Origin of the sequence: Streptomyces sp. CA-142005 (genome assembly GCF_050942335.1) — a bacterium.
Lineage (GTDB): Bacteria > Actinomycetota > Actinomycetes > Streptomycetales > Streptomycetaceae > Streptomyces.
In genome coordinates, this window is record NZ_CP192078.1 from 375,552 (window position 1) to 402,256 (window position 26,705).

29 protein-coding genes and 3 pseudogenes are annotated in these 26,705 nt (G+C 69.0%); 13 read left to right on the top strand and 19 right to left on the bottom strand.

The genetic code is table 11. The annotated features are described in order from the left end of the window. Nucleotides 1–122 precede the first annotated feature (122 nt). The 3 genes and pseudogenes from ACQPXS_RS01965 to ACQPXS_RS01975 form a co-directional block, all read left to right on the top strand. Nucleotides 123–1,592 carry an MFS transporter gene (locus ACQPXS_RS01965; RefSeq protein WP_433446306.1) on the top strand — a complete coding sequence of 490 codons (1,470 nt, stop codon included), beginning with the start codon at nt 123–125 and terminating at the stop codon, nt 1,590–1,592. Between the two features lie 260 nt (nt 1,593–1,852). After that, complete coding sequence (locus tag ACQPXS_RS01970) at nt 1,853–2,527, top strand: CatB-related O-acetyltransferase (RefSeq protein ID WP_433455660.1); 675 nt, start codon at nt 1,853–1,855, stop codon at nt 2,525–2,527. Next, nucleotides 2,473–2,652 (top strand): annotated as a pseudogene (locus ACQPXS_RS01975) (hypothetical protein); the annotation flags it as partial. The gene ACQPXS_RS01970 and the pseudogene ACQPXS_RS01975, both read left to right, overlap by 55 nt. Here ACQPXS_RS01975 and ACQPXS_RS01980 read toward each other — a convergent pair. The 5 genes from ACQPXS_RS01980 to ACQPXS_RS02000 form a co-directional block, all read right to left on the bottom strand. Continuing rightward, nucleotides 2,649–3,044, bottom strand: coding sequence for a VOC family protein (locus ACQPXS_RS01980; protein WP_433446308.1), 396 nt, complete (start codon nt 3,042–3,044; stop codon nt 2,649–2,651). The pseudogene ACQPXS_RS01975 and the gene ACQPXS_RS01980 overlap by 4 nt on opposite strands. 120 nt (nt 3,045–3,164) lie before the next feature. After that, nucleotides 3,165–4,304 (bottom strand): XdhC family protein, encoded by a 1,140-nt coding sequence (locus ACQPXS_RS01985; RefSeq protein WP_433446310.1) that lies wholly within the window; start codon nt 4,302–4,304, stop codon nt 3,165–3,167. After that, entirely contained in the window at nt 4,297–6,435 is a 2,139-nt protein-coding gene (locus ACQPXS_RS01990; RefSeq protein WP_433446312.1) for a xanthine dehydrogenase family protein molybdopterin-binding subunit, read from the bottom strand. Before ACQPXS_RS01990 ends, ACQPXS_RS01985 begins: the two co-directional genes overlap by 8 nt. Further along, the gene (locus ACQPXS_RS01995; RefSeq protein WP_433446313.1) at nt 6,432–7,424 is read right to left on the bottom strand and encodes an FAD binding domain-containing protein; all 993 of its coding nucleotides are present in this window, start codon (nt 7,422–7,424) and stop codon (nt 6,432–6,434) included. The genes ACQPXS_RS01990 and ACQPXS_RS01995 overlap by 4 nt, the downstream gene beginning before the upstream one ends. Further along, nucleotides 7,421–8,002 carry a (2Fe-2S)-binding protein gene (locus tag ACQPXS_RS02000; RefSeq protein ID WP_433446314.1) on the bottom strand — a complete coding sequence of 194 codons (582 nt, stop codon included), beginning with the start codon at nt 8,000–8,002 and terminating at the stop codon, nt 7,421–7,423. The genes ACQPXS_RS01995 and ACQPXS_RS02000 overlap by 4 nt, the downstream gene beginning before the upstream one ends. Before the next feature lie 277 nt (nt 8,003–8,279). On the opposite strand from ACQPXS_RS02000, the gene ACQPXS_RS02005 reads away from it, so the two are divergent. Beyond that, entirely contained in the window at nt 8,280–8,849 is a 570-nt protein-coding gene (locus ACQPXS_RS02005; protein WP_433446316.1) for a TetR/AcrR family transcriptional regulator, read from the top strand. A 440-nt stretch (nt 8,850–9,289) separates the two neighbouring features. Here the strand turns inward: ACQPXS_RS02005 and ACQPXS_RS02010 are convergent, their stop codons facing one another. The 3 genes from ACQPXS_RS02010 to ACQPXS_RS02020 all read right to left on the bottom strand — a co-directional run bounded on the left by ACQPXS_RS02010 (nt 9,290) and on the right by ACQPXS_RS02020 (nt 12,485). Continuing rightward, complete coding sequence (locus ACQPXS_RS02010) at nt 9,290–9,586, bottom strand: hypothetical protein (protein WP_433446318.1); 297 nt, start codon at nt 9,584–9,586, stop codon at nt 9,290–9,292. 101 nt (nt 9,587–9,687) lie between these two features. Further along, nucleotides 9,688–10,917, bottom strand: a complete 1,230-nt coding sequence (locus ACQPXS_RS02015; RefSeq protein WP_433446320.1) for a S53 family peptidase — start codon at nt 10,915–10,917, stop codon at nt 9,688–9,690. Between the two features lie 1,085 nt (nt 10,918–12,002). Then, nucleotides 12,003–12,485: a hypothetical protein gene (locus ACQPXS_RS02020; RefSeq protein ID WP_433446322.1), complete on the bottom strand. Its 483-nt coding sequence runs from the start codon at nt 12,483–12,485 to the stop codon at nt 12,003–12,005. A gap of 497 nt (nt 12,486–12,982) precedes the next feature. On the opposite strand from ACQPXS_RS02020, the gene ACQPXS_RS02025 reads away from it, so the two are divergent. From ACQPXS_RS02025 to ACQPXS_RS02035, 3 genes are all read left to right on the top strand, one after another. Further along, complete coding sequence (locus tag ACQPXS_RS02025) at nt 12,983–13,318, top strand: hypothetical protein (protein ID WP_433446324.1); 336 nt, start codon at nt 12,983–12,985, stop codon at nt 13,316–13,318. Nucleotides 13,319–13,424: 106 nt separating this feature from the next. After that, nucleotides 13,425–14,429 carry a helix-turn-helix domain-containing protein gene (locus ACQPXS_RS02030; RefSeq protein ID WP_433446326.1) on the top strand — a complete coding sequence of 335 codons (1,005 nt, stop codon included), beginning with the start codon at nt 13,425–13,427 and terminating at the stop codon, nt 14,427–14,429. A 211-nt stretch (nt 14,430–14,640) separates the two neighbouring features. Then, nucleotides 14,641–15,030 carry a hypothetical protein gene (locus ACQPXS_RS02035; protein ID WP_433446328.1) on the top strand — a complete coding sequence of 130 codons (390 nt, stop codon included), beginning with the start codon at nt 14,641–14,643 and terminating at the stop codon, nt 15,028–15,030. 213 nt (nt 15,031–15,243) lie between these two features. On the opposite strand, the gene ACQPXS_RS02040 is transcribed toward ACQPXS_RS02035, so the two are convergent. Then, nucleotides 15,244–15,612: an ATP-binding protein gene (locus ACQPXS_RS02040; RefSeq protein WP_433446330.1), complete on the bottom strand. Its 369-nt coding sequence runs from the start codon at nt 15,610–15,612 to the stop codon at nt 15,244–15,246. A gap of 39 nt (nt 15,613–15,651) precedes the next feature. Here ACQPXS_RS02040 and ACQPXS_RS02045 point away from each other — a divergent pair, with 39 nt between their 5' ends. After that, nucleotides 15,652–16,371 (top strand): leucine-rich repeat domain-containing protein, encoded by a 720-nt coding sequence (locus ACQPXS_RS02045; RefSeq protein WP_433446332.1) that lies wholly within the window; start codon nt 15,652–15,654, stop codon nt 16,369–16,371. A gap of 411 nt (nt 16,372–16,782) precedes the next feature. Here ACQPXS_RS02045 and ACQPXS_RS02050 read toward each other — a convergent pair whose 3' ends face one another. Next, entirely contained in the window at nt 16,783–17,184 is a 402-nt protein-coding gene (locus ACQPXS_RS02050; protein ID WP_433446334.1) for a DUF6417 family protein, read from the bottom strand. 137 nt (nt 17,185–17,321) lie between these two features. Further along, nucleotides 17,322–17,645 carry a TetR/AcrR family transcriptional regulator gene (locus tag ACQPXS_RS02055; protein WP_433446336.1) on the bottom strand — a complete coding sequence of 108 codons (324 nt, stop codon included), beginning with the start codon at nt 17,643–17,645 and terminating at the stop codon, nt 17,322–17,324. Nucleotides 17,646–17,764: 119 nt separating this feature from the next. Here ACQPXS_RS02055 and ACQPXS_RS02060 point away from each other — a divergent pair, with 119 nt between their 5' ends. Continuing rightward, nucleotides 17,765–18,283, top strand: coding sequence for a hypothetical protein (locus ACQPXS_RS02060; protein WP_433446338.1), 519 nt, complete (start codon nt 17,765–17,767; stop codon nt 18,281–18,283). Between the two features lie 166 nt (nt 18,284–18,449). Here ACQPXS_RS02060 and ACQPXS_RS02065 read toward each other — a convergent pair whose 3' ends face one another. Both ACQPXS_RS02065 and ACQPXS_RS02070 read right to left on the bottom strand, forming a co-directional pair. Continuing rightward, nucleotides 18,450–18,719 carry a hypothetical protein gene (locus ACQPXS_RS02065; protein ID WP_433446340.1) on the bottom strand — a complete coding sequence of 90 codons (270 nt, stop codon included), beginning with the start codon at nt 18,717–18,719 and terminating at the stop codon, nt 18,450–18,452. Nucleotides 18,720–19,156: 437 nt separating this feature from the next. Next, nucleotides 19,157–19,735, bottom strand: coding sequence for a TetR/AcrR family transcriptional regulator (locus ACQPXS_RS02070; RefSeq protein WP_433446342.1), 579 nt, complete (start codon nt 19,733–19,735; stop codon nt 19,157–19,159). 91 nt (nt 19,736–19,826) lie between these two features. Here ACQPXS_RS02070 and ACQPXS_RS02075 point away from each other — a divergent pair, with 91 nt between their 5' ends. Further along, entirely contained in the window at nt 19,827–20,273 is a 447-nt protein-coding gene (locus ACQPXS_RS02075) for a DUF1772 domain-containing protein (RefSeq protein WP_356318481.1), read from the top strand. A gap of 156 nt (nt 20,274–20,429) precedes the next feature. Here ACQPXS_RS02075 and ACQPXS_RS02080 read toward each other — a convergent pair whose 3' ends face one another. Next, nucleotides 20,430–21,005 carry an IS200/IS605 family accessory protein TnpB-related protein gene (locus ACQPXS_RS02080; RefSeq protein ID WP_433455662.1) on the bottom strand — a complete coding sequence of 192 codons (576 nt, stop codon included), beginning with the start codon at nt 21,003–21,005 and terminating at the stop codon, nt 20,430–20,432. Next, nucleotides 20,894–21,226 (bottom strand): hypothetical protein, encoded by a 333-nt coding sequence (locus ACQPXS_RS02085; protein WP_433456265.1) that lies wholly within the window; start codon nt 21,224–21,226, stop codon nt 20,894–20,896. Before ACQPXS_RS02085 ends, ACQPXS_RS02080 begins: the two co-directional genes overlap by 112 nt. Before the next feature lie 1,091 nt (nt 21,227–22,317). Between ACQPXS_RS02085 and ACQPXS_RS02090 the strand changes: the two genes are divergently transcribed. Both ACQPXS_RS02090 and ACQPXS_RS02095 read left to right on the top strand, forming a co-directional pair. After that, the gene (locus ACQPXS_RS02090) at nt 22,318–23,112 is read left to right on the top strand and encodes an SGNH/GDSL hydrolase family protein (RefSeq protein ID WP_433446344.1); all 795 of its coding nucleotides are present in this window, start codon (nt 22,318–22,320) and stop codon (nt 23,110–23,112) included. Nucleotides 23,113–23,241: 129 nt separating this feature from the next. Next, nucleotides 23,242–23,409 (top strand): hypothetical protein, encoded by a 168-nt coding sequence (locus ACQPXS_RS02095; RefSeq protein WP_433446346.1) that lies wholly within the window; start codon nt 23,242–23,244, stop codon nt 23,407–23,409. 46 nt (nt 23,410–23,455) lie between these two features. On the opposite strand, the gene ACQPXS_RS02100 is transcribed toward ACQPXS_RS02095, so the two are convergent. Next, nucleotides 23,456–23,845 (bottom strand): hypothetical protein, encoded by a 390-nt coding sequence (locus ACQPXS_RS02100; protein WP_433446348.1) that lies wholly within the window; start codon nt 23,843–23,845, stop codon nt 23,456–23,458. 70 nt (nt 23,846–23,915) lie between these two features. Between ACQPXS_RS02100 and ACQPXS_RS02105 the strand changes: the two are divergent. Beyond that, a pseudogene (locus tag ACQPXS_RS02105) lies at nt 23,916–24,876 on the top strand (IS982 family transposase). Nucleotides 24,877–25,480: 604 nt separating this feature from the next. Here ACQPXS_RS02105 and ACQPXS_RS02110 read toward each other — a convergent pair. From ACQPXS_RS02110 to ACQPXS_RS02120, 3 genes and pseudogenes are all read right to left on the bottom strand, one after another. Then, nucleotides 25,481–25,900 (bottom strand): ATP-binding protein, encoded by a 420-nt coding sequence (locus tag ACQPXS_RS02110; protein ID WP_433456267.1) that lies wholly within the window; start codon nt 25,898–25,900, stop codon nt 25,481–25,483. Further along, entirely contained in the window at nt 25,818–26,066 is a 249-nt protein-coding gene (locus tag ACQPXS_RS02115) for an AAA family ATPase (protein WP_433446350.1), read from the bottom strand. The genes ACQPXS_RS02110 and ACQPXS_RS02115 overlap by 83 nt, the downstream gene beginning before the upstream one ends. A gap of 243 nt (nt 26,067–26,309) precedes the next feature. Then, nucleotides 26,310–26,636 (bottom strand): annotated as a pseudogene (locus ACQPXS_RS02120) (transposase); the annotation flags it as partial. Nucleotides 26,637–26,705: the final 69 nt, after the last annotated feature.

Genomic DNA, 26,705 nt, shown 5'->3' on the forward strand with positions numbered 1-26,705 from the left:
GTTTGTGAGGCAACCCTTCTTATAGTCACCTAACGCAGTCGCTGACTGCTTTAGAGCGCTCTGGCGTATCGCCAACCGCGTCGACCGCGGCGGGGCGCAACTACCGATCGAGGGGGATCCTCATGGCTGCATCGCATGCGACCGTAGGCAGTCGATCAAGCCGGGCCGTGCTGCTCACGGTGAGCTGCCTAGGCCAGTTCATGGTCCTGCTCGACAACACGATTGTCGGAGCGGCGCTGCCCGATATGCAGCACCGGCTGCACACTCAGTTGACCGGTCTGCAATGGATCGTCGACGCGTACGTACTGCTGGTCGCCATGCTGCTGCTGTCCGGCGGTGTCTTCGCCGACCGGTTCGGCCGCAAGCGGGTGTACCTGACCGGCGTGGCGGTGTTCACCGCCGCGTCGCTGCTGTGCAGCCTCGCACCCTCGCTCGGCTGGCTGGTCGCCGGCCGGGTGCTGCAGGGCATCGGGGCCGCGGCGCTCAGCCCTGCCTCGCTCGCCCTGCTCGCCGCCGCCCATCCCGTGCCGCAAGAACGAATCAAGGCGATCGGGCTGTGGGCCGGATTCAGCGGAATCGGTCTGGCCGCAGGCCCCGTGGCTGGCGGCGTGCTGACAGAAGCCTTCGGCTGGCCCGCCATCTTCCTGGTCAATCTGCCCATCGGCGTGGTCCTGCTGCTGGTCGGCCTCCGCCACCTCGGCGAGTCCCGCAATCCGAGCGCCCCCGCGATCGACATCCCGGGCACGATGCTGTCCGTTCTGGCGGTGGGGGTACTGACCTACGGGCTGATCGAGGGTGGTGCCCGCGGCTGGACCTCACCGGTCATCCTGGGCAGCTTCACCGCCGCGGTGATCCTCCTCGCCGCCTTCGTCGCCGTCGAAGCACGTCGCCCCGCTCCGGTGCTGCCGCTGCGGCTGTTCCGGCAGCGCCTGTTCACCGTGTCCAACACCGCCATGGTCGTGGTGGGGTTCGCGCTCATGGGTTCGTCGTTCTTCTTATCCCAGTACTTCGTGTACGTCCAGGGCAGCTCGATCCTGCGCGCCGGCCTGCAGACCCTGCCGGTATCCCTCGCCATGGTGATCGTCAGCCCGTACGCGGGCCGGCTCGCCGCCCGGTATGGCTTCCGCATCGTGGTTACCACCGGCCTGGCGCTGGCCGGCCTAGGACTGCTGACGCTCGGTATGGTGCACGCCGACACCGGCTACGGGAACGTGTGGTGGCGGCTGGGACTCGCCGGCATCGGCTTCGCCCTGGCCATGTCCCCTCTGACAGGCGCCGCCATCCAAGCAGTCAGCCCGCACGAAGGCGGCCTCGCATCAGGCATCAGCAGCACCACCCGGCAGATCGGCGCGGTGCTCGGCGTCGCGGCACTCGGAGCCATCGTCCGCACCCGGCAATCCGGCGGCGCCTCCTTCGAGACCGGCCTCAACAGCGCCTTCCTCGCTGCCGGCACCGTCACCTTGGCCACCGCCGTGTTCACCGGCCTGTGGCTGGCAAGGTCCAAGCCCGCGCAAGGCTCCGCGGCGCCGCATCGTTCCACCGATCCAGATGCGGTCACCACCTCGAACGAGGCATCCGTGAACAGCCGTTGACCATGACAACCGCCTTGGCCGGGCGAAGCGGCTGCGCGCCGAGGGCGTCGACATCACCATGCCGCTGCCGAGGACCCATGGGCGAACGCTACTTCCAGGTCACCGACCCCAGCGGCGTGATCTCCAGTTCATCGAGTGGGAAACCCGCCCAGCCCCGCGAACACCTGAAGCACCACCTGGCCGGGGTGATCCGGCCCTGGCCCGGCGACGCCCCGCCAGGGCCGTGTGCGACATCCCGCAACCACGCAAAGATCCCGGCCTTGTCCCCTGACCCGACCACTGTGCACCCGCTGCCCGCCCACGAACGCGTGGTGTTCCTCAACCCGCCGGTCACCTCACCGAACATCACCGTGGGCGAGTACACGTATGACGACGACCCGGACGGCGCCACGGACTTCGAGCACCGCAACGTCCTCTACGCCTTCGGGCCGGAGCGTCTCGTCATCGGCAAGTACTGCGCGATCGCCTCGGGAACCACGTTCCTGATGGCCGGCGCCGAGCACCCGACGATGGGGGTGTCGACGTACCCGTTCACCGTGTTCGGCGGCCGGTGGGCCGAGCGGACGCTGGACATCGTCACCGCCATGCCCAGCCGCGGCGACACGGTCGTCGGCAACGACGTCTGGTTCGGGTACCGGGCGACCGTCATGCCCGGCCTACGGATTGGCGACGGCACCATCATCGCGGCCGGCCCCGTGGTCACCGTCGACGTCCCGCCCTACACGATCGTCGGCGGCAACCCGGCCCGACCGATCCGCCAGCGCTTTGACGACGCCGACGTCGAGCGGCCGCGGCGCGCCACGTGGTGGTACTGGCCCGCCGACCGGGACACCCTCCGACATCGAACGCATCGCCACCGAGCACGGACAGGGGAAGTCCTTTTGAGGGCCAGCTCAACCTCGAACAGCACCACGGCCGCACACCCGCCGGCGTAGTCGCCCGCATGATGCAGCGCATCCTCACGCTGACCACCGCCATTTGGCACAACGACCAGAGCGGACAGCCCGTCCTGCGCTCCCTGACCGCCTACGACCACCAATCCTTGGGAGTGATCATCTAATGGGACGGTGCCAGGGAGCGCACGACGTCGAACTCGTTGCCCTCGGGATCGGCCATGACCACCCAGTTCCGGCCAGAGCCCTGGCCCACGTCCACCTTGGCGGCGCCAAGGCCAAGCAGCCTGGCCACCTCGTCGTCGGTACTGCCGTCGATCGGGCTGACGTCCAGGTGGAGCCGGTTCTTCACGGTCTTGCCCTCGGGCACCCGGATAAAGAGCAGGGTGGGCGGCATCTGGCGGGCCCGAACCTCCTCGACGGTCGGCTCCCAGGAACCGATCTCGACCTTGCCCTCGCTCCGGTCGATCACCTTGAAGCCCAGGACCGCGCACCAGAAGGCCGCCAGCCGCTCCGGATCGTGACAGTCGACAACCAACTCAGTGAACCTACTGGTCATTACTCCCCCAGACAGTGCGGACGGGAGCTCAGCCTATGGGGCCGCGCCACCCCTCCGGTCCGGAATCGCTACGACCACCAACCCTGGAATCGATCATCTGGTAATTCATCGGTCGATTGCTCATCCCCCCGTCGCTCCGGCGGTCTGAAGGTCGCGGTGGATCGGTGTCCGGGAGCCGGTCAGCGGTACGCCGGTGCCGCCCCGTCTGGCGGCGACGATCTCCGCCGCGATCGACAGGGCGGTCTCCTCGGGCGTACGGGCGCCGAGGTCGAGGCCGATCGGAGAGCGCAGTTTGGCCAGCTCCCGCGCGCTCACGCCTTCGGCGCGCAGACGCCGGTTGCGGTCCTCGTGGGTACGGCGCGAGCCCATCGCGCCGACGAACGCGACCGGCATGCCGAGGGCCAGCTTGAGCAGCGGCACGTCGAACTTCGCGTCGTGGGTGAGGACGCACAGGACCGTGCGGGCGTCGGTTCCGGTGCGCCGCAGGTAGCGGTGCGGCCAGTCGACGACGATCTCGTCGGCGTCGGGGAAGCGGGCCCGGGTGGCGAAGACCGGGCGGGCGTCGCACACGGTCACGTGGTAGCCGAGGAACTTGCCGGCTCTCGCCAGCGCCGAGGCGAAGTCCACCGCACCGAAGATGATCAGGCGCGGTGGCGGCACGTTCGCCTCGACCAGCAGGGTGAGGCCGCCGGGGCAGTGCGAGCCGTCCGCGGAGATCTCCACCGTGCCGGTGCGGCCCGCCTCCAGCAGGGCGCGGGCCTCGGCCGCCGCCGTGCGGTCCAGGTCCGGGTGGCCGCCGAGATTGCCCTCGTGTGTGCCGTCGTGCCGCACGAGCAGGGCCCGGCCCAGGAGTTCGGCCGGGCCGCGGGCGACCCGGGCGAGGGCCGCCGGCCGGCCCTGGGCGGCGGCCGCCACGGCAGCCGCGATGACCGCCCGGGCGGGCGCCTGGCCGGACACCGGCGTGACCAGCACCTCGATCGTGCCGCCGCAGGTCAGTCCGACGGCGAAGGCGTCCTCGTCGCTGTAGCCGAACCGTTCGAGCACGCTCTCCTTGGTGCGCAGCGCCTCCAGGCACAGGTCGTACACCGCGCCCTCGACGCAGCCGCCGGAGACCGAGCCGATGACGGTGCCCGCACCGTCCACGGCGAGGGCGGCGCCGGGACCGCGCGGTGCGCTGCCGCCGACGGCCACTACGGTGGCGACGGCGAACTCCCGCCCCTCCTCGATCCACCGGTCCAGTTCCTCGGCCAGGTCAAGCATCAAGCACTCCCGCTGCCGCGGTCAGGACCCGGTCCGGCCGGATGGGCAGGGCGCGGTGGCGCACGCCGGTCGCATGCCAGACCGCGTTGGCGATGGCTGCCGCGGCGCCCACGATGCCGACCTCGCCGATGCCCTTGATGCCGACCGGGTCGTTCGGGTCGGTGTCGTCGATCCAGTCCGCCTCGACGTGCGGGACGTCGGCGTGGGTGGCCACGTGGTAGCCCGCGAGATCGGCGCCGACGGGACCGCCCGAGGCGCGGTCCCGTACGGCCTCCTCGTGCAGCGCCATGGAGATGCCCCAGATCATGCCGCCCACGAGCTGGCTGCGCGCGGTGAGCGGGTTGACGATCCGGCCCGCCGCGAAGATTCCGAGCATGCGCCGCACGCGCACCTCGCCGGTGGTCACGTCCACGGCGACCTCGGCGAACTGGGCTCCGAAGGAGTGGCGTTCGGCGGGCGCGAGAGCGCCGACGGCCTCGGTGGTGTCCGAGCGCACCGTAATGCCCTCCGGGGGGATGTCGGCGCCCAGGCCCAGCCTGTCGCGCAGTTCCTCGGCCGCGGCCGTGACCGCCCAGGACCAGGAGCGGGTGCCCATGGAACCGCCGGCGATCATCGCCGGTCCGAAGTCGCTGTCGCCGATGCGGACGCGGACCCTCTCCGGGGGCACGCCCAGCGCGTCGGCGGCGACCAGGGTGAGCGCGGTACGGGCGCCGGTGCCGATGTCGGCCGCGGCGATCCGCACGGTGAAGCCGCCGTCCGGGTGCGCGGTCACGGTCGCCGTGGAGGGCGCCGCGCCCGCGGGGAAGGACGCCGCCGCGGTGCCGGTGCCGAGCAGCCAGCGGCCGTCCCGGCGCAGGCCGGGGCGCGGATCCCGGTCCGCCCAGCCGAACCTGCGGGCGCCCTCCCGGAAGCAGGCGGCCATGTTGCGGCCGGCGAACGGCAGGCCGGACACCGGCCCCCGCTCGGGGTCGTTGCGCAGCCTCAGCTCGACCGGGTCGATGCCGCCCTTCTCGGCGAGTTCGTCGAGCGCCGCCTCCAGAGCGAAGGAGCCCGGCGCCTCACCCGGGGCCCGCATGAACGTCGGGGTGGGCACGTCGAGCCGGACCACGCGGTTGGCGGTGTGGTGGGCGTCGGCGTCGTACATCACCCGTGCCACTCCGGCGCTCGGCTCGACGAACTCGTGCACGGTGGAGGTGAGGCTGAGGGAGCTGTGCTCCAGCGCGCGCAGCCGGCCCTCGGCGTCGGCGCCGAGCCTGACCCGCTGGATGGTGGGACTGCGGTAGCCGGCCAGCGAGAACATCTGACGGCGGGTCAGGACGACTCGCACTGGGCGCTGCAGGACGGTCGCGGCCATGACGGCGGCCACCTGGTGGGCCCGTACGCCTTTGCTGCCGAACCCGCCGCCGACGTGCTCGGAGCGCACCCGCACCGACGCCGGGTCGAGCGAGAAGAGGTTGGCAAGTTCGCCGATGACCCAGGTGGCACCCTGGTTGGAGTCGACCACCTCGAGCCGGCCGCCGTCCCAGTGGGCGGTCGCCGCATGCGGCTCCATCGGGTTGTGGTGCTCTTCGGGGGTGTGGTACTCGGCGTCCACGACGAAGGCCGACGCGGCCAGTTCAGCGTCCAGGTCGCCCTTCTCCGTCACCGCCGGCATGTGCCCGTCCACCGGGTAGGCGCCCGGGTGGCCCGCGGAGAAGCCGATGTCGTGGGGCTCCTGTTCGTATGTCACCACGAGCGCGTCGGCGGCCTCCCTGGCCTGCTCGGACGTCTCGGCCACGACCAGCGCCACCGGCCAGCCCAGATGCGGCACCCGGTCGTGCTGGAAGACGGCACAGGTCGGGTCCGGCTTCATGCCCAGCAGACCGGTGTAGTCGGTGTTCACGCGCAGGGCGTTGCGGTGGTCCAGGACGGCGAGGACGCCCGGCATGGCGAGGACGGGGTCGCTGTCGATGGCGCGGATGCGGCCACGGGCGACCGTGGAGAGCACCAGCCAGCCGTGCGCGAGGTCGGCGAAGGGGATCTCTCCGGCGTAGCGGGCCGCGCCGGTGACCTTGTCCCTGCCCTCCACGCGGGTGTGGGCGGTGCCGACGGAAGGCGCCTGCGCGTGTGTCGCGGTGGTGACGGTGGTCATCGGGCGGCCTCCTGTGCGAGTCGGGTGAGCTCGGCCACGACGAGGTTGCGCATGAGGGTCACCTTGTATCCGTTGTGGGGCAGTGGCCGTGCCGCCGCCAGTTCGGCGTCCGCCGCGGCGGCGTAGGTCTTGGCGTCGGCCGCTGCGCCGATCAGGACGCGTTCGGCGGCGAGGGCCCGCCAGGGCCGGGAGGCGACGGCGCCGAAGGCCAGGCGCGCGTCGCGTACAACGCCGTCCCTCACGTCGAGCGCGGCCGCGAGCGAGCCGATGGCGAACGCGTACGAGGCGCGCTCGCGCACCTTGCGGTAGCGGGAGTTGGCGCCGACCGGGGCGGGCGGCAGGACGACGCCGGTGATCAGGGCGCCCGGCGGCAGGGCGGTCTCGTGGTGCGGGGTGTCGCCGACGGGCAGGTAGAAGTCCGCCAGGGGCGCCTCGCCCGACCCGTCGGCGGTCTCGAAGTGGACGACCGCGTCGAAGGCGGCGAGCGCGACGGCCATGTCGGAGGGGTGTACGGCGATGCAGTTCTCCGACGCGCCCAGGATCGCGTGGTTGCGGTGCTCGCCCTCGACGGCGGGGCAACCGCTGCCCGGGACACGCTTGTTGCAGGGCCTGGTGACGTCGGTGAAGTAGCCGCAGCGGGTGCGCTGGAGCAGGTTCCCGCCGACCGTGGCCATGTTGCGCAGCTGTCCGGAGGCGCCGGCCAGCACCGCCTGGGCCAGCGCCGGGTAGCGGCGGCGGACCTCGGGGTGCGCGGCCAGGTCGCCGTTGGTGACAGTGGCGCCGATGCGCAGGCCGCCCTCCGGTGTCGGCTCGATCTGATCCAGCGGCAGTTCGCGGATGTCGACGAGCCGGGCAGGGCGTTCGACGCCGGCCTTCATGAGGTCGACGAGGTTGGTGCCGCCGCCAAGGAAGCGGGTGTCCGGATCGGCGCCGAGCAGCGCGACGGCACCGGCGATGTCGGACGCGCGCCGATAGTCGAACTCCCTCATGCCACGGCCTCCTTCGGCTGCGTCCCGAGGCCCGCGCGCCCCGCGTCCGGCTGCGCCTCGGCCGCCTGGGCCACGGCCTCGACGATCGAGACGTAGGCGCTGCACCGGCACAGATTTCCGCTCATGCGCTCGCGGATCTCTTCGGCGGTCAGCGGCGGTGGTCCGGCCTCGGGCCGGATGTCGTCGGTGACGGCGCTGGGCCAGCCCGCCGCGTGCTCCTGGATCATCCCGATCGCCGAGCAGATCTGTCCCGGAGTGCAGTAGCCGCACTGGAAACCGTCCAGGTCGAGGAACGCCTGCTGCACGGGATGCAGCTGATCGCCCTCGGCGACGCCTTCGATGGTGGTGATCTCCCGGCCCTCGGCCGCCACGGCCAGTTGCAGGCAGGACACGGCCCGGCGGCCGTCCAGCAGGACCGTGCAGGCGCCGCACTGTCCCTGGTCACAGCCCTTTTTTGAGCCGGTCAGCGCGAGGCGCTCGCGCAGTGCGTCGAGCAGGGTGGTGCGGTGGTCGACGGGCAGTGTGTACTTCTCGCCGTTGATGTTCAGGGTGATGACACTGGACGTCGATGAGGCCATGAGCAGCTTCTTTCGCATTTCCAGGGCAGATGGGGCGTTTCAGCAACGGGGGTACCGGGCGGGTGCGCAGGGTGTGTGCACTGTGCCACGGAGGTGGAAGCGGCGATGCTGTGGTGCTGGAACCGAAGGGGACCGCGGACTGCCACAGGGACGCGTCCGCAGCTATCGTGGACAACAACCGGACAGCTGTCCGTTAACTGGAAAACGTAACGGACAGCTGTCCGGTTAGCAAGGGCGAGGTTCGGCCACGAACCCTCAGGGAGGACGAGTGCCGCAGATGAACGACGCACCCCGGCGCTCGGACGCCCAGCGCAACCGCGAACGCATCCTGGAGGTGGCACTCGCCGAGTTGTCCCGCTGCGCGGACACGCCGCTGAGCGCGATCGCCAAGAAGGCCGGCGTCGGCCAGGGCACCTTCTACCGCAACTTCCCCAGCCGCGAGGCACTCGTCCTGGAGATCTACCGGCACGAGATGCAGCAGGTCGCCGACAGTGCCGCCCACCTGCTCCGGACCCGGCCGCCCGCGCAGGCCCTGCGCGCCTGGATGGACCGGCTTTCGGAGTTCGCGATGACCAAGGCCGGCCTGGCCGACGCGATCCGGCAGGTCACCAGCGCGCCAGGCAGTCCGGCGAAGCCGGCCCCCGCGCCGGTGATCGACGCGGCGAACCTGCTGCTCCGCGCCAACGAACAAGCCGGCACCATCCGTTCCGGCGTCACTGGCGACGATTTCCTCCTCGCTATCGCGGGCCTGTGGCAGCTCGACCCTCGCGACGACTGGCGGGCCCGCGCCACCAGGCTCCTCGACCTCGTCATGGACGGCCTGCGCATGGGAGCGCCCGGCCGGTGAGCACCGCACCGCCGACCACCAACGGGCGCGAGTGCCACCCGTCCCGCACGGGAGCGTCCGCCGGCATCGGCGCGGGGGTGGCCGGTGTGGTGATCTCCGCTCCGTCAGGCTCCCGGGCCATCGGGACATCCCTCGACCACCGTGGTCATCGGCCGGCGGCGAGGGCCTGCCCGCCATGGTCGACCACCCTGCACGCCGGGCAGTGAGGAAGGGGCCCGACAGGACCCTTGTTGCGGGCATGGACCGGGTGGGTCACGCCCACCTTGCCATGATCCGCGAGGAGTCGTGCCCTCGGTGCAGTCGGACTGCAGCCGCCAACGCCTTTGCCGCCCGTCTGAGCAGCCGACGCTCTGCCAGGGCTGCGCGGCCGCCGTGGGCCTGGCGGACATACGCGACATGATCGACCGCCGGCGGGCCGGCGGTCGGCCTGCTGCAGGTGCTCATGGACGAAGCGACCCACTGAAGGCACCGTTCGGCCCCACGCGGGACGGGACAGTCGTGGGCTGCCCGAAATCCGGCACGAGCACTCTGACGCAGACACGCCTGGTCGGTCCGGGATCGTCGAGAAGCTCGTCCATGTGGTGGCAAAGCGCGCCGCCGATCGTCTCACCGGTATGGCCGAGAAAGGTGATCTCCACCGTCCGGGCACGGAAGGCCCCGCCCGCAAATTGGCCGAATTCACGCGACTCCACCTGCGACAGCGCAGGCAGCCGAAGCGACGCGGCCAGGTCCTTCACCTTCCGGCGGCGTACGTCTACGTGTAGATGTACGAGCCGCCGTCCCGGCGCGGGGCCGGCGGTGGTACGCCGGGCGCCCGCGCCTCGGGGACAGGTTGCGGTCAGCCCGCTTTGGCGAGGGCCGGGACGAAGCGGGCGGCGTCGATCGTTCCGACACCGGTCGCCATGTCGTAGCCCTTCACCGCGGTGTAGCCGGTGACTCCCGCGTAGCTGTTGTTCGTGCCGTCCTTCACGTCCACGATCCCGGTGGACGGGTTCGACGAGGACTTCGCGTACAGCGAGTACAGCGCCTTGTGGATGTCCCCCAGCCGGTGCCCGGCAACCTGGTCGGCCAGGGCCACGATTCCTGCGAAGAGCGGGCTGGCCTCGCTGGTGCCGACGTAGACCTCCCAGCCGACCCTCTTGGGGTCGTAGCTGGAGTACACCCATCCGCCGCCCTTCAGCGCGGCGGACATGGAGACGTCCGGGGTGCTGCGGTGATTGCCGGCCACCCCGTTTTGATACGAGGGACGGGCGAAGACGTGGGACTGGCCGCCGCCGCTGGCGCCGTGGTCGTTGTAGACGCTGTCCGGCGCGGTGCGGTTGCCGTTGGCGTCCAGGTGCAGCTGGGTGCCGCCGACAGAGACCACCAGGGGGTCGTCGGTCGGCCAGGCGTTGACCCTGTACGGATAGGTGGTCTGGCCGTTCGAGGTGGTGTCGGTGGGTCCGCTGTCGCCGGAAGCGTCGGTGACGGTCACCCCGTGCTTGGCCGCGTCCTTGTAGGCGTACCGCAGGTTCTGGATGCTGGAGAAGTCACCCTTGCTGAAGCCGGGGAAGTTGTTCTCCGCCACGCCCCAGCTCTGGCTGATCACATCGCCCACGCCGCGGTCGATGAGCGACTTCTCGGCGTCCATGACTTCCCGCAGGCCGGTGGTGCCGTCCCCGATCCGGCCGACCCCGGTCTCCGCCAGGACGATGTGCGCGTCCGGGGCGACGGCATGCGCCATCTCCACGTCGAGGGTGGTCTCCCCGGCCCAGCCGAGCTGGTCGGGGTCGCTGGGGTCGAAGCGCGGAACGTTGCCCCACTTGACCACGTCGACATGGGTGCTCTTCATCCCGAACCGGGCGCTGTAGACATCCAGGTCCTTCTGGATGGTCGGCGAGCCGAACGGATCCACGATGACGATCGTGCGCCCCTTGCCGGTCACTCCTGCCTTGTACAGCGGGTTCAGGTTGTACGCCTGCCGGTACTGGAGCGCGTTGTAGCAGTCGAACCCCCACTTCTCCCGGCACTGCGCAGTGGTCATCAGACTGCCGGGCGCGCTCTTCGACTGCTGCCCGGCCGCCGGCACGGGCTTGACTTCTTGCGCCGGTTGCACGGGTGCTGCGACGGCGACGGAACCAGACAAAAGTGTTGTTATCGCTGCGAAACTGGTGAGACTGGTGACCCAGGCTGCGGCGACCGGAGTGCGCCGTCGCGCATGAATCCTGCGCATAGATGCTCCTCGTAGTGGACTAGACCACGCTCGGCCGTTGACTGCCGATCCCACAACGAGGCCGTCCATGTGGCAAGGGATTGCCCCTGTGTGCCTTGTCACTGCTTCATCCGATTCGCGGCCCTATGTCCATGCCGAGTGGATCCCGCACGGCCTGGGCGACTCATCGAGGGCGCGCGTGCCGGCCTGGTTGCCGCACGGCTTCAGCCCAGGTGGCGGCGGGACCTTTGCGTGTCGGGTTGCCTCCTGCGCAGCCGCGACCGGTCTGATGTCCGCTATATCGGTTATATGAGATAGCTCACGTCTGGCTTCCAGCCTCTCCATGACACGGCCCACCGGATCGGCTGGTCCGACTGGCGTCGCCGCCATCACGAGCGGTCACGCACCAGCCACTACCGGCGACAAGCCGCTGTCCTGTCAACTTGACCCGGTCCTGAAGGACCGGTCTTGCAGGTAGGGCGCGGCAGGGTTCGAGGCAGACGGGCAGGGTGCGGACAACAGCGGCCTCCGGTTTCGGCCGGATGATGTGCTGGAGCTGGAGTGTCCATTCACCGAGACCGCGGTCACCGAGATCTCTCGCTTCCACGTCTCCGTAAGGTGGCCGTGGTTGGAGGTGGACCCGCAGGCGAAAAACTTCAGGTGGAACGGCCAGAGGGCGCTTCCAACGTCCGAGGCCCACGACTGGGAGATCTTCTGCACTGAACCAGTGGGGGCCACGCTGAAGTCGGGCCTTGTCGAGTGGGAATCCCCCCGACCGTGGTGCACGTCCTGGCGGTCCATCACTTCGATCCGCCTCTGGTGACCGGGATGCTGCCGCGGCCTGCGTCCTGCCTGGAACTTCTGCGACAGGGCGAAACCCATGACCCCGAATTCGAAGACCAGGGCTACGCACTCGACCCGGCGGGCGGTGAACCGATCCACATCCAACTGCTCCTCCGCCCCTACGCCTTCCTCGAACCAGACGATGAGGTCGCCGACCAGGACGGGCGCGCCTGGCGGGCGGCCGGAGTCCGCGCCGTCATGCTCGTCCACTTCGGCGACAGCGGATGGACCCGCTGGGACCCGCAGGGCGAGCGCTGGGCCGTGCCGACCGTGCGCATCGGCTCGCGCGCGGGAGCCGACCTCCTGGCACGGATCGCCCGCCGCTCCACCTCGGTCACCTTCTCGGGCACCGCACGCAGCCCGTACCTGTACGACGTGATGCAGGTGTCCGCGCAGCAGATCCCCCAGCATGTCCTGTACACCGTCTCCGAGCGGAACAGCGCGGTCGTACGGAGCACGTACGCGGACAACGGCGGTGCCGGCTGGGCGAGCGAGCAGCGCTTCGGCTGGCGGCCGTACCAGAACACGGCCTGGCTGCAGTACACCCGGTTCGTCCCGACCGGCTTCACGCGTACCGAGTACGTCAGTGCCGGGGACGCCACGTGGCAGCACCTCGTGCACCACACGAGGACGTTCGACGTCGACATGCCGCTCGCCGTCGGGATGCGTGACACCCCGCGGACGTACCGGGCCGGAGCGCAGCCGGCCGAGACGTGGCAGGGTGCCGTCGTGCGGCCGTCCATCCCGATCGGAACCACCACCCCGACCGTGCGCGAGGGCAACGTGCTGCGGCTGAGGATTCCCGAGTTCACGGACGCGCAGTCCGGACACTGGTCGCGGGCCGAGCAAGGCGACGGCGGCGGAATCGGGGTGTCCGGCGTGAACCAGGCCGGCGACACCACGAGCGCCGTGCTCTACCGCGACGGCCACAAGCTCATCGAGACGGACAGCGCCTGGACGGACATGGAGGTGCCCGCCGATGCGGCCCGGTACCGACTGGAGCTGACGACGTCGCGGAACCTGCCGGACTGGAAGTACGGCGTTCGCCACCGCCACCTCCTGGTCCTTCGCGTCGGCCCGGACGGACACGGCCACGCCGTTGCCGCTCCTCCAGTTCGACTATCAGGTGCCGGTCGACGCGCACAACACACTGCGTGCCGGACGTACCCACACCATCGGCGTCCACGTCCGCGCCCAGGACGGGCTCTCCGCCCCGCATGGAGTGACCATCCGTGTCGAGGCCTCCTACGACGACGGGCGCACCTGGTGGACGGCCGAGGTGACCGACCGCGGCCACAACGCCTTCCGGGCCAGGGTCGCCGGGCCGTCGCAGTCGGCCGCCGTCGCCTGGGTGACCCTGCGCGTCACGGCTCGCGACGCCGCCGGGAACACGGTGCGTCAGACGGTGCAGCGCGCCTACGCCCTGCAGCGTTAGGGGCCACTGCCTGGGGGCGTGCGGCCTGTCGTGCGCCCCCTTGCTCCACCTCTCCGATGTAGTACGGTATTCAACTGTCGAGGCGGAGGATCCGGGGAGGGCGTTCGTGGTGCTGGAGGTCGCCGGCGTCTCGCCCGAGGAGGAGGCCGTCTACCGACTGCTCGTCACGTCCGGCCGGGCCACCACGGCGGACCTGGCCCAGCGTGCCGGTCTGCCCCACGCGGACGCCGCGCGGATTCTCGGCTCACTGGCCTCCAAGGGCCTGGCAAGCCACACCGACGGCACACCCCGGGTGTTCCGGGCGGCTCCCCCGGACGTGGCGCTTCTGCCCCGGCTCAAGCGCAGCGCCGACGCGCTGGAGCTGGCCCAATTCGAGGCCGCCCGTCTGATCGAGTCCTACCGGGACACGATGCGCAGGCACGACGCCGGCCAATTGCTCGAGGTCATCACCGGGGCGGAGGCCCTGCGTCAGCACCTGAGGCAGATCCAGGCCGGCGCGCAGGACGAGATGCTCTGGTTCTGCAAGGCTCAGTACGTTGCCATGCCGTCGGGCAGCAACGCCGAGGAGTTCCAGGCGTTGGCCCGGGGCGTACGCTACCGGGTGCTGTACGAGAAGGCGTTCTTCGAGGACGAAGGAGCCGTGGACAACGTGGTCACTGGTGTGCGGGCCGGGGAGGTCGCCCGAGCCGTGCCGCACCTGCCGCTGCGCCTGGCGATCGCCGACCGCTCCGTCGCCATCTTCCCCCTCGTGGCGGGTGGGCCGCACGGCAGCCCGGAGGAGCCCACCACCGCACTGGTCCGGGACAGCAATCTGCTCGCGGCCCTGATCGCTCTGTTCGAGCGCTACTGGGAGGACGCCGTCCCCCTGAACGTGGACGGTGCCGGCGCCATCTCGGGGACGGACGGAGCCGGGCCGTCCGATGCGCTCTCCCCCATCGACCGCAAGCTGTTGTCCCTGCTGGTGGCCGGAGTCGCCGACAAGGCGATCGCCTCACAGATGCAGCTGAGCCGGCGGACCGTCCAGCGCCGGATCCAGGCCATGATGGAACGCGCCGGCGCGGCGACCCGGATGCAACTCGCCTGGCAGGCCGCACGTCGCGGATGGCTGTGAGCCAGAGCGCCTCCTCGGAACTGAAGCGGGCCTTCGAGAGGACTCCGGCGGGTGGCAGAATCGTCGCGTGATCACTCGGCTCGGTCGCGTGGCATCCTTGTCAGCGGACCTGCCGGCCAAGTGAAAGTTGAGTCGTACGTTGATCGGTGTCGTGCGGGGAGCCACCGGGTTCCGGGGGCATGGCGATGGCCCGTTGCCGCAGGTGGACTTCGTGGCCTTCAAGACCACCTGCCATGCGGTGGCCCGGTCAATTCGGGGCACGGTCGGCGAAGTGGCCCCAGCCGGAATCACGCCGAATTTCCATACGGCTCTGATCACCAGTCCAGACATTCGGTCGACCGTCTTGTGCCATGAGGTGCTCCCGGTCGTTGCCTTTGTGGCAAGCCCTCCGCTCACTGGTGTGCCTCTGGCGGACTTCACACCCCCACCGGCGTGGGCGGGGACGTTTGAGCTGGGCGGGTTCCGGCCGCTGGACGTCGAAGAACTGCGCACGCCGTTGGCCGAGGCTGACACCAGCGAGCTCGCCGAAGCAGAGCTGAAACAGGTGCGTTACTGGCGTCCCAGCACGGTCGGCGAGCTGATGTTCAACTGGTGGGACTGATCCGGGTCATGTGATCGAGGGTTTGTCAGTACGGTTGTTTGGCGGGCTTGTTGGGGCGGTAGCTCGGGCCGTTCACGATGCCTGGTGGCTGGTATCGATGAGCCGGTCCAGGAGGGACTCGGCGACGACCGGGTCAGGGAAGAGGGGGCACCAGTCGCTGGCGCCTGGTCACGGGTGATGATCAGGGACCGGTCCTGTCGTTCGGAGACGAGTTCATAGAGGTCGTCCGCCTGAGCCGTGGAGAGCTGACGCATGGCAAAGTCGTCGAGGATGAGGACGTCGGGTCGGTCGGACGAGTTCGCGGATCCGTTTTTCCCAGGTGCGGTCCGCGTGACCGCCAGCGAGGTCGGCGAGGATGCGGCTGGTCTTGGCGAAGCGGACTTGGACGCCCTCGCGGACGACGAAGTGGCCGAGGGCCTGGGTGATGTGGGTCTTGCCGACGCCGACCGGGCCGAAGAGGATGACCGACTGGCCCGCGTGAAGCCGGCGCGGGGCTCCCCGGTCTCGGATCTGGGCTGCGGGCAGTTTCGAGGAGGCGGTGAAGTCGAACTCTTCCAGGGTGACCTGCTGCTCTACCCGCAACACCGGACCGTGCGTAAATCCCGGCGAAGGAACCACACCATGGCGCACACGCTGAACCTCTGGCGTCGGCAGTTGGGCGAAGTACCCTCGTCGGTCTGGGAACGCACCGACCTCGACGTACTGATCCTCGCGGACAACGGACTGACGCATCTCCCGCCCGAGATCGGCGGGCTACGACAGCTGACCACCCTGGATCTCGGCCACAACCGGCTCACCACGCTGCCCGCAGAGCTCGGGCAACTGACCGGCCTGAGCAGCTTCCTCTACCTGCATGACAACGACCTGACCGAGATCCCCGACGCCCTGGGCGACCTCACCCGGCTGCGCTACCTCAACGTCGGCGAGAACCGGATCACTGCCCTGCCCGAGACCCTCGGCCATATGACCGGACTGATCGAACTCAGGGCGCAGCACAACCAGCTGGTCTCACTGCCCGATTCGATCGGCTCCCTCCGCGATCTGAGGGAGCTCTGGCTCCGGGGCAACGCGATCACCGACCTGCCGTCGTCCACGGCCTCCCTCCACGCGCTGCGCCACCTGGATCTGCGGGAGAACGCGCTCGCCGAACTCCCCGAGGCGATCGCCGCCCTGCCCCTCCTGCGGCAGGTCGACGTACGGAGCAATCACCTCACGCGGCTCCCGGAATGGATCATCGACATGCCCGCATTGGAGAAACTGGACCTGCGCTGGAATGCCTGCTCTCCTTCCCCGGCGCTCCTGGACCAGCTGGAGCGGCGCGGCTGCGTCGTCCTGCTGTGAGGCGTGCCGGCGCGCCCTGCAGCAAGCCCATGCAGCAGCAAGGCCATACAGCGGAGCAGGCTCGCGCCGCGATCGCTCGGCACGACGCGGACCCCCCTACCAACTCGTTGGGCCACAGTGGGCAACGGCCGTGGTCCTGCTCAGGGTGTCCTGCATGCGCGGGACTGCGGGGAGGCGCCAAGGACGCGCCTTTGCTCGATCTGGACCGAGCCCTGGACGGTGCAGAGAACCCGGCGACACGGCCGTGCACGCTGTGTGGCTGGGCCCAAGAGCCCACGCCGCTGCTGCGCGGCTTCGATCACATCGGCGACTCCGACGACTCCCGACCCCGAGTTCGGCGCGGCAGCGGTGCCGACGCGCAACACGGCGAGCGCGCCCCGATCCGACGAACCGGACCAGGAGTGTCCGGGGTCAGCGCAGCCGGGTCAACCGCAGACTGTTCGTCGACCGGTCCGAGCGGAAGGCGACGCCGTACTCGCGAGCAAACCTGTTCGCTTCCGTGACAGAACCGCCCATCGAGCGCAGGTGGAAGGCGTAGGCCACCGACTCGATGTGCTCGGAGTTCAAGCACAGCGGCCATCGGTTTCCGGCTCGGTCACAGCAAGCCGTACGCACCCGCTCCGCCAGGCCTTCGGCCGGCGGCACACGCAGCAGCGCCCCGATCCTCATATGCGCGCGCAGTGCGTCCATCTCCGACGGCCGCAGCTCGACCAGCGTTTCGTCGTCCGCCGGGCCCTGGTGCGGCTCGTGAGCAGGGCTGGGGCCCGGTAGGTGAGCACGTAGTGGCCGTGCGGAGACAGACGAGCTGCCCACAGGATCGGCCGACCTTCGGTCGCGGACGACTCAGCGCGCATTTCCCGGTCGGCCGGCTCCGCGAGTGCGCAGATCACCTGACAGCAGCTTCGGCGGCGGTGAAGCCGGCGGTCTCCTGCAGGGCGAGGCTGTGGTCGTCATGGCGGGCTTTGTTCTCGCCGTAGCGCGGCGAATGCCTGCACCAGCCAGGGACGGCGCAGGAACATCCGGTACAGGTCAGTGGCCATAGCGGTGGCCGTGGCGCGCCAATCGGCGCTGTCGAGGTCTGGTAGGTCGAGTTCACCCCACACATGGTCGGTGGCGAGCAGGAGCAGGTTGTCCTTGTTCTCGACGTGCCAGTACACCGCGGTGGCTGGGGAGTTGAGGCGCGCGCCGAGGGCACGCATGTTCAGCCCTTCAAGGCCGAGCAGTTCGATGGCGGTGCGGACGCTCTGATCGCGAGTGAGCGTGTCGCGTTCCATGGCCTCACCGTAGGCATTGCTTGCACTAAGTTCAAGAAGAGCCTTGCACGGTGTTCAAGTGACGGGCTACCGTCGTGCTCGTCCGCTGACTGAACTAAGTGCAATTCAGAGAGGGATCCATGAACAGCCTTGCCGCGGTCATGCAGTTGCTGGTCGCCGCCGCCTTCGTCAGCATCCCGCTGGTGCGCCACCGCTACGGCCCGGCTGCCAAGGCCGCGGCTGTGGCGGAACTGCGGCGGCAGGGTGTTCGCCCGGAGGTGCTGGAGGAGAACAAGCTCCGCTTCGACGCCGGCGGTCACGAGACCGCGGCCCCGGCGACCGTCGCCATGGTGATGACCGCCCTCGCCGTGATGAACGGCGCCGGGATGGAGTCGGCCCGGCTGCTGACCTGGATATTCTGCTCCTTGGTCTTGCTGATGAACGTGGGCATCGTCTACAGCAACCTCACCGCGGTGAAGTCCGTCGAAGCGGCTTTTGGCCGCAAGGGCGACCCGGAGCTGGCTCGCATTGAGGTAGGCCCGTTCCTGAAGGCCGCGGAAGACGCCTTCCCGGACTGGGTGCGGGCACAGACCTACGTGCGCAACACCATCGTCTTCGCCGGCTCCGTCCTCGCCATGGTCGCCGTCACCTTCGCCTGACCACAGGCAATCGTCCCGCTACGGCGAACGCAGGCAGGCCTTCTGGGCAGTGGCACCGCCCATGGCCTGCACATTTGGTGGGCCCGGATAGAACGTCGCGAACGGGCACGGCGGCAGGATTCGCGCGGCAGTCTTCTGACGGGCTCGTCCGGGGGACTTCTCGGAACTAGGGGGGCCTGTGGGAGCGGCGTGGCGAAAGAGACACCCGTACCCCGCCGCACCGGCTGGACCAACTCTGACCGGCGGCGACAGCCGCGGCACCGTCGGAGCGCATGCGGTTCTGCAGAGGGATGACGCATGACAGCATGGCGTCCCGCTGCGCGTACTGGTAGCGGTTGTACATGCGGCGTGCGGAATCGGCCAGGCTCACGGCCGCGGCCTCCACGCTGTCGAAGTCACCCGCGGCCATGCCGTCGGGCTCCCATTCCCAGGCCATGTGCACATCCATGCCAATCCGAGTAGGCCTGCCGGACTCCATTCATGCCATCACGCCCATAGTTCTTGCCTCATTCTCACCTGGCGCACTGCCGGCCGAACATGGCGTGACGGACCGCTCCCGCGGCAGGCCTCCTGCCGCATGCGCAGGGGCCTGACCTGGGACTGTTTGCTCAATCCACATAGTGCGGTAGCCGCGCGGCGCTTTGGGGGAAACGCGAGCTCAGCCGAACGTAGGCGCCCCAATGCGCTGTGTGGTCGCCGACCGCTCCCTCCCGGCTGGACAGTCTGCGAGTAGCGCGCCTCGTCATTCACCGGCCACCACGGCGGCAACGACGACCAGCCCAGACATCGGGCCCAGTGTCCGCTGCCGCGCATAGGGCGGCGCCCCACCGCCAGGTCGACCGAAAGGCCCCGACCGACCGCCGGGATGGTGTGTCAGAGGATGGCGAGGCGGTCCACCAGCAGCTCCACTCTCGGCTCGGCGTCCTCGGGCAGCAGGCGGCCCGCTCGGGTCAGGGTGGCGAGCCCGTGCAGGGCCGCCCAGAACACCTCGGTGAACAGCCCCGGGTCGATGCCCTCCCCGGCGACCTCGTCGAGAGTTTCCAGCAGGGCGGCGAAGGCGTCCTTCAGCGGCTCGGGGGTGTCCTCCTGCGCGTACGCCAGGCCGCCGTCGAGCTGGAACAAGGCGTCGTAGACCGCCGGGTTGCGCTCGGCGAAGTCGAGGTAGGCGCGGGCCAGGGCGGTGACCCGGGCGCGCGGGTCGTCCGCGACGGAGGTCGCGGCCCGCATCGCCGCGGCCATCTCGGTGGCGCCCTGGAGGGCGACGGCGCCGATGATCTCGCGCTTACCGCGGAAGTGGCTGTAGAGGACGGGCTGACTGTATTCGATGCGCTCGGCGAGCCGACGGGTGGTGACCGCGTCCCAGCCCTGCTGCTCGGCGAGTTCGCGGGCCGTCGCCACGATGAGGCGCTCGCGCTCCGCCCGTTCGCGCTCCTTGCGTTCCTGTACCGACATAAATCGATCCTAGCACCGCTAGACAATCGAGCGGCAGCAGTACTAGCATTGCCTCATCAGCTAGCAATGCTAGATCCCTGGAGGGGGCATCATGCTCAACGCACTCGAGGTCTTCACCACCGTGATCGTCGGCCTGATGGTGGGGGTGGAGTTCTCCGTCGCCTTCATCATGAACCGGATCCTCAACGCGCTTCCCGAGGACAGCGGCCAGCTCGGCCACGCCCACGGCGGCCGGATGCTCGGCGCCCTGATGCCGTTCTGGTACATCGGCTCGCTCGTCCTCAGCGCGATCTGGGCCGTCGCCGGATGGCACCACCACGGCGCCGGACTCGTCGTCACCGCCGCCGGACTGCTGATCGTCAGCGTGGTCATGTCGATGCTGCTGCTCGTCCCGATCAACAACCGAAACAAGACCTGGACCCCCGAGAACCGGCCCGCCGACTGGAAGCAGCAACTGCGCCGCTGGGACCGCTACCACTACGTCCGCGTCGCCGTCATCATCGCCGCCTTCACCCTGCTCGCCACCGCCCTCGTCTGAGCCCACGGGCCCAGACGGCGCACCTGGTCAGCACCCACGGGTGTCCGTCCTCGCCTTGACTGCCGGTCAACTACTCGGCCCTGGAGGACCGAGCTTGTTGGCTCAGTCCGGAAAGGGCTCTGTTTATGCTCCCGACTGCCCCCTACGGCAGGGCGGTCACGGGTCACATCTGCCGGCCTGCGCGCTGGGCGGGGACCGGGTCGGGCATGTCGACGAATACCCACGCCGTGGCCCCGCCTGTGGCGATGTTGGCCCCGGCGACGTGGTCGGCCGGCCCAGCGAGGCCGCACCGACGACAGTGGAAAGGTCCCGGGTACGCCGGTTGGCGCGCTCGGTGTGGCCGCAGCGCGGGCAGCGCTGCGAGGTGTAGGCCGGCTCCACCTCGGCGAACGGGACTGCGGCGCGCTTGGCCTTGTAGGCGATGAACGCGCCGAGTTGGTGGAACGGCCAGGAGGACTGGCGTGCTCGCTGGTCGCGCAAAACCGTGACCCGCTCGCGGATACCCCTCAGTCCTTCGAGGGCGATACCGCGTCCGGTGCGTTGGGCGACAGCAACGACAGTCTTGGAGACCTTGTGGTTGATGTGGGTGGCGTGCCGGGCCTCGCGTCGGGCACGCTTCTTCAGCAGCTGTTTCGCACCCCGGGTCTGTTTGGCCTGGATTTCGGCCTTCTTACGGGCCTGCCACCTGCGGTAGCGGCCCAGACGCGCCCGGAGTGGTTGTCCCCGTCGGATGTGGTGGCGAGGTTGTTGATGTCCCGGTCCACCCCGATGAAGCCCTTCGGCTCGAACACCTCCGGCTCTGGCATGTCGATCGTGGCGAGGAGGAACAGCTTCCCGTCCCGTGCGATCAGGTCCGTTTCGCCCTTGCGGTGCTCGGCGAGCTGCTTGAGTGTGCCGGGCGAGCAGGCGAACTGTACGTTCTTGAGCCGTCCGTCCAGAGTCCAGATGCTCACGCGCTGCGCGTCGTAGTTCCACGACAGGCAGCGATCGTCATACGCGTGCGCCGCGTCCGGGCGGAAGACGATGGGCTTGGACTGCGCCCTGCGGCGACGCTTGGAGTGCTCGGGGCCGAGGTTCCCGGCCGAGATCGCGACGCCGCCGTACGGCGTGTCGACGAGGTCGGCGACCCCTATGCAGTTGCTCCCGGCGCCGTCCGAGTACGAAGACTTTCACCAGCGCACGCCGGCGCTGACTGCGCCGCGCAGGCTGATGCCGTGGCGGCAAGCCAGCGAGTCCACGCCCGGTAACCGCCCCCAGATGCGGACGTTGCGCCCGAGCACTGGGCAGTCAAACCGCCGCGTGCCCACACGCTTGTCGGGGTGATGCACGAACTGGTATGTACGCAGGGGGATTTGGGGCTACCGCAGGCGAGTACGCGTTCTGGTGCTACACGCGCAGATTTTGGCCCGACTACTTGCCTACCGCACTTAGGCCTCGGATAATCAAGACTTGAACTTGTCAGGAGCACGCCGAACATGGCACTTCGGCGGGCGCCGTGCCGTACCCCCCTGAAGGCATCCCCTCCCAGGAGGACCGCGTGCGGTTCGAAACGTGCAGCACCACGAGACACGCCGGGCAAACCGCCCCGGCGTCCGACTTGTTCACGACGGCGGCACCCGCCGCGCCCACAACCCGCACCCACGGCCTGCTCCCCCACGGCGCCAGGGCGGCTCAACCGCACTCGGCGACAGCGGCGGCCCCAGAGGCAGTACGCCTCCCGTTCAACCGGTGACCAGGAACTGAGCACACAGGGCACCCACGTGCGCTGACACCCTCCGACCCCACACCCCCTCCGGCCGCGTCTGCACTCGGTCGCGCACCGCCCCGACCGAGCCTGCACTGCGCGCGCCACCACTCCCCCGTCAATCCGTCGCCGACGCAAGTCACCGGCAGGCGACGGTCGTTCACGTCACATCCGCTTGCGCTCCCGCACGGCGCGGCGCACGCGGAGTCTACGCGAGAAGAACGCTTGTCATGAGCACGCCTCATTGCGTTCGTCGTCTTCCGGCCCCACGGCAACCGGTTTTCGCTCTCGGGAGGTTTCGTGAGACCCGTCAGATCTCTATCAGCCCTCGCCACGCTGTGCTTCGCGACCGTGCTCAGCCTGACCCTGACCGCTCCCGCACAGGCCGCCGGCGCCTCCTACGTCGCCCTCGGCGACTCCTACTCGGCCGGCAACGGAGCCGGCAACTACGACAGTGCGAGCGGTTCCTGCCACCGCAGCTTCAGCGCCTACCCCTACCTGTGGAAGAACGTCCACGCCCCGTCCTCGTTCGCCGACACCTCCTGCTCGGGTGCAGTGACCACGGACGTGACCAACTCCCAGCTCGGGCCGCTGAACTCCTCCACCACGCTGGTCTCCGTCACCATCGGCGGCAACGACGCGGGCTTCTCCGACGTCATGACCACCTGTGTGACCGGATCGGACAGCGACTGCGTCAACCGGGTCAACCAGGCCGAGAGCTACGCCCAGAACACGCTGCCCGCCCGCCTGGACGCCACCTACAACGCGATTCACGCCAAGGCACCCAACGCCAAGGTCGTCGTGCTCGGCTATCCGCGGATGTACACCCTCGGTGTCTTCTGCGTCGGACTCAGCGACACGAAGCACCGCAAGATCGACGAATCCGCGGACGTCCTCGACAACGTCATCGCCGGCCGGGCCGCGGCCCACGGCTTCGTCTTCGGCGACGTCCGCTCCACCTTCAACGGACACGAACTCTGCTCCGGCGACGACTGGTTGCACTCCCTGGTGGTTTCCCCGAGCTGGGAGTCCTACCACCCCACCGCCACCGGCCACGCGTCCGGTTACTACCCCGTCCTCAACGCCAACAGCTGACCGCTCTCACGAAGAACCGGAACCCACGCCCCTGGCCCGCGGTCTTCCGTGGACCAGGGGCCCTGCCCACGGATCGACTCCGATGTCCCGATGCTCCGCAACAGCGCGGGCGTCCCCTGAGCCTCTCCCATGGCCGCACAGCGCCGGGAGACGAACGCTCCGACCGCACCGCCGGCTGGTGCCGCCGTAGTGGACACGTATGTCGTGGCCGTCCTGGCCATGGCGCACCCGGACACGGGTGAACCGTCCTACGTCGCGGTCGAGTTGAAGCGGTGGAGCCAAGCCGAACCGGACTAGATGATCAATTCCAAGGGGTGCCTGCGGAAGGCGTGGGGGTGGGCGGTCAGGCGCCGGGGTCGACTTCGGGGTGCGTGAACCGCACGGGCTTGCCCAGCGACCGGGCGTAGGCGATTTCGGCTCGGGTGCTGTCTCCGATGTAGTCGCCGACTACGAGCACCTCATCGGCGAGCCTGATCTTCGCTCGGTGCAGATCGTCGAGTCGAACCTTCAGCGCCTCGGCCTCAACAGGATCGGACCAAAGTTCGTGCGGCGACTTCATGTCGCAACCCGGCTTGACGACAATCTTTCCGGCTTTGGTCTCCCGCAGATCGGCCTCGGTCATCTCGGTCATGAAACGGGTGGAGCCGCAGATCACGACGATGCGCGGGAGGCTCAGCTGCTTCTTCGCGTCGGCGAGTTTCTCCTCGGGGGTGAGCGGTTGCGGGTATGACACTGGTTCCTCCTGGTGGTGTGGTCCAAGGGGTGCCTGCGGAGACGAGAACGAGGGTGTCCAAGATCGTCTTATGGCGAACGACGTGGACACCCTCGCGAAAGCACTCTATGCGACGACCGACGACATGCTGAAAGAGCATCCCGACCTGGCGCCGTGGCGCCCGCCGGTCGGCATTACGCCCCGCCTGAGCGATGCCGAACTGGTCACCCTCGCCATGATGCAGGCCATGCTCGGCTTCACCTCCGAGGCCACATGGCTCCGCCATGCCCGTGCCCACCTGCGCCACCTCTTCCCCTACCTGCCCCAGCAGCCCGGCTACAACAAGCGGCTGCGCAAGGCCGCCGGTCTGATGCGAAGCGTCAACCGGATCCTGGCCACCACCACCTCGGTGTGGAGCGCCGACGTATGGGTCGTGGACCCCACCCCGGCGGAATGCGGCCGCTCCCGCGAGACCGTCAAACGCTCCGGCCTGGCAGGCTGGGCCGAATACGGCTACTGCGCCAGCCACAGGCACTTCTTCTGGGGCCTGCACCTGCACCTGCACCTGGTCTGCACCCTTCAGGGCCTGCCCATCGCCTTCGCCCTGACCGGAGCCAAGGCCAACGAACGCGAGACCCTCCTCGACCTCCTGGCCGCCGAATGCGAGCTTCTGCGCGGGCCGTGGTTTCGAACGCGAACTGTCCGAGCGTGGAGTCCAGTTGCTGCGGCCGGCCCGTAAAGGTGAACGGGAACGGCCTGGTGCAGCCCTGTTCAAACCACTGCGGCCGGTCATCGAATCGATCAACGAAACCTTCAAGGGACAGCTTGGCCTCGAACGGCACCGAGGGCGCACACCCGGAGGGGGCATAGCCCGCGTCATGCAACGCATCCTCGCGCTGACCGCCGCGATCCGGCACCACGACGCCACCGGACAAACCGTCCTACGCCCACTGATCGCCTACGATCACCGACCCCTTGGAATAGATCATCTAGGACGATGCGGAGCTGCGCCGCATCGACGCCTACGCGCATGCGGCCCTCAACCCCGTTGAGCAAGTACGCCGCTACTGCGAGCATGTCGTGAATCTCTACGGTGCGGTGGCCGAGCATCCCCAGTGGGTCCACGGTGTGGCCTACCTGCACAACACCACCACCCAGTTCGGCGTGAGCGGTCTACGCGCCGTCGAGGCCAACACGCAGGGGCAGTTGTTCACCGGTGAGCGGCGCCGGGGGCCTCGACTATCTGCGGGCCGAACTCAGCGGCCGGCAACCGGGCGCCCGCGCGGCCGAGGTAGCCGCCCATGTTCCCTTCACAGCCTTTCTTCCAGGCGCTCACGCATCAGGGCCGATCGGGTTGCCCATTGGGCCGACTCCTACGCGTGCTGGGATGACCCCAGCGTCGCGCTGCAGACTCTCTCGATCGGCACCACCGGTCACAGTCACAGTCGGTTGTTCGCGGCTTTGCCGGGGGCGCCACACCAGGCACACCTCATCGCTGAGCAGTCACGACCCACAAGATCGTGTTACGAGCTCACGGGGACATCGGAGTAATGGTCGGTCCTTGTGGGCCAGTTGAATTGGTTCAGGCTGCGGTTGCGTCGGTCCCTATGGTTTTGGTTCCGGTGTCAGCGAGTAAGTACCCGCAAGCGGTGGCTGTCACCCGGCGGCGAAACGGCCCGTGCGCAGACCGTCGACGACCTCCACGGTGGTCTGCTCCACGGACTGGGATGTCGAATCGATCACGTTCCCCTCGAGCGGGCCCATGTTCCTGAATGCTCCGTAGAGGCCGACGATCGGCTCGATCTCCTTGAGGTGCCTTCCTTCGCGCTGCGAGGCCCGCGAGAGTGTCACCTCCAGGCTGGGGCGCAGGACAACGTAGGACAGGTCGAGATCACGTTTTCGGCATTCGGCGCGGAAGGCGTCAAGCAGCCAGGGGCCGAGGATGCCGTCCAGAACAACGTCGTAACCGCCGCCCGCGTATGCGCACGCCGCATCAATCATGACTTTCTGCACGACCTCGTTCTGGCGCTGAGCTTCCGGCAGGTAGGGCAGGACGAAGCCCGAGCGGATCCACACGTAAAGGCCTGCCGGTGGGCACGTGGACGGTGGGTCGATCGGCACTCGAGGCGACCGCATCGGCAACAGTGGATTTCCCGGACCCTGGCGGTCCGCCAAGAAGCGTGAGACAGCCCGGCCGTGCGACGACGGCAACATCTTGGGACGACAAGTCCGGACTCCGCATTCCCTTGGACGGCGGGTGACACCGGCGGAGCGTAGCCAAATGGAATGGAGGAAATCCAAGCGGCGGAGCAAAGAAATTGCGTCAAGCGCGCCTCGATATGAAATGTGTCACGAGCAGTGGCAACTGGGGTCGTCCGACTGCCCGTGCCTGACTGGCGTCGTCTTCCCGGACCTGCTGACACCGGTCGGTCTGTGCCACACCGGTCTTGGCTGCGTCCTTCGCCCGCGCTGCATGAGCTTGGAGGCGCTCGATGAGGTGTCCGCGTTCGAAGCGGGCTCCGGCCCCGGACCAGGGCCACGTAGCGGGGTGCGTTCACGACCCGGCCACCGCTGCTGAGCGGACTCGATGAGCTTGAAGACCATGGCCGGGGCGGCGGCCGGACTGCCGGCGCCCCGGGGTCACTTTCGTGCGCAGGCGGACGGTGGCGAACGCCGACTCGCTGGGATTCGTGGTGCGCAAATGTGTCGAGTGTTCGGCCAGGAAGTCGCAGAACGCCAGCAGTTCGTCGGCGTCGGCAGTGACCTTCCTGACAGCCCTGGGGAACTTCGCGCCGTAGGTTGTATCGAACGCGGTTGTGAACCCGGCACCTTTGATGACAGGCCTCGGAGAACACGGGGCCATGGCTTTCCGGCAGCCCAG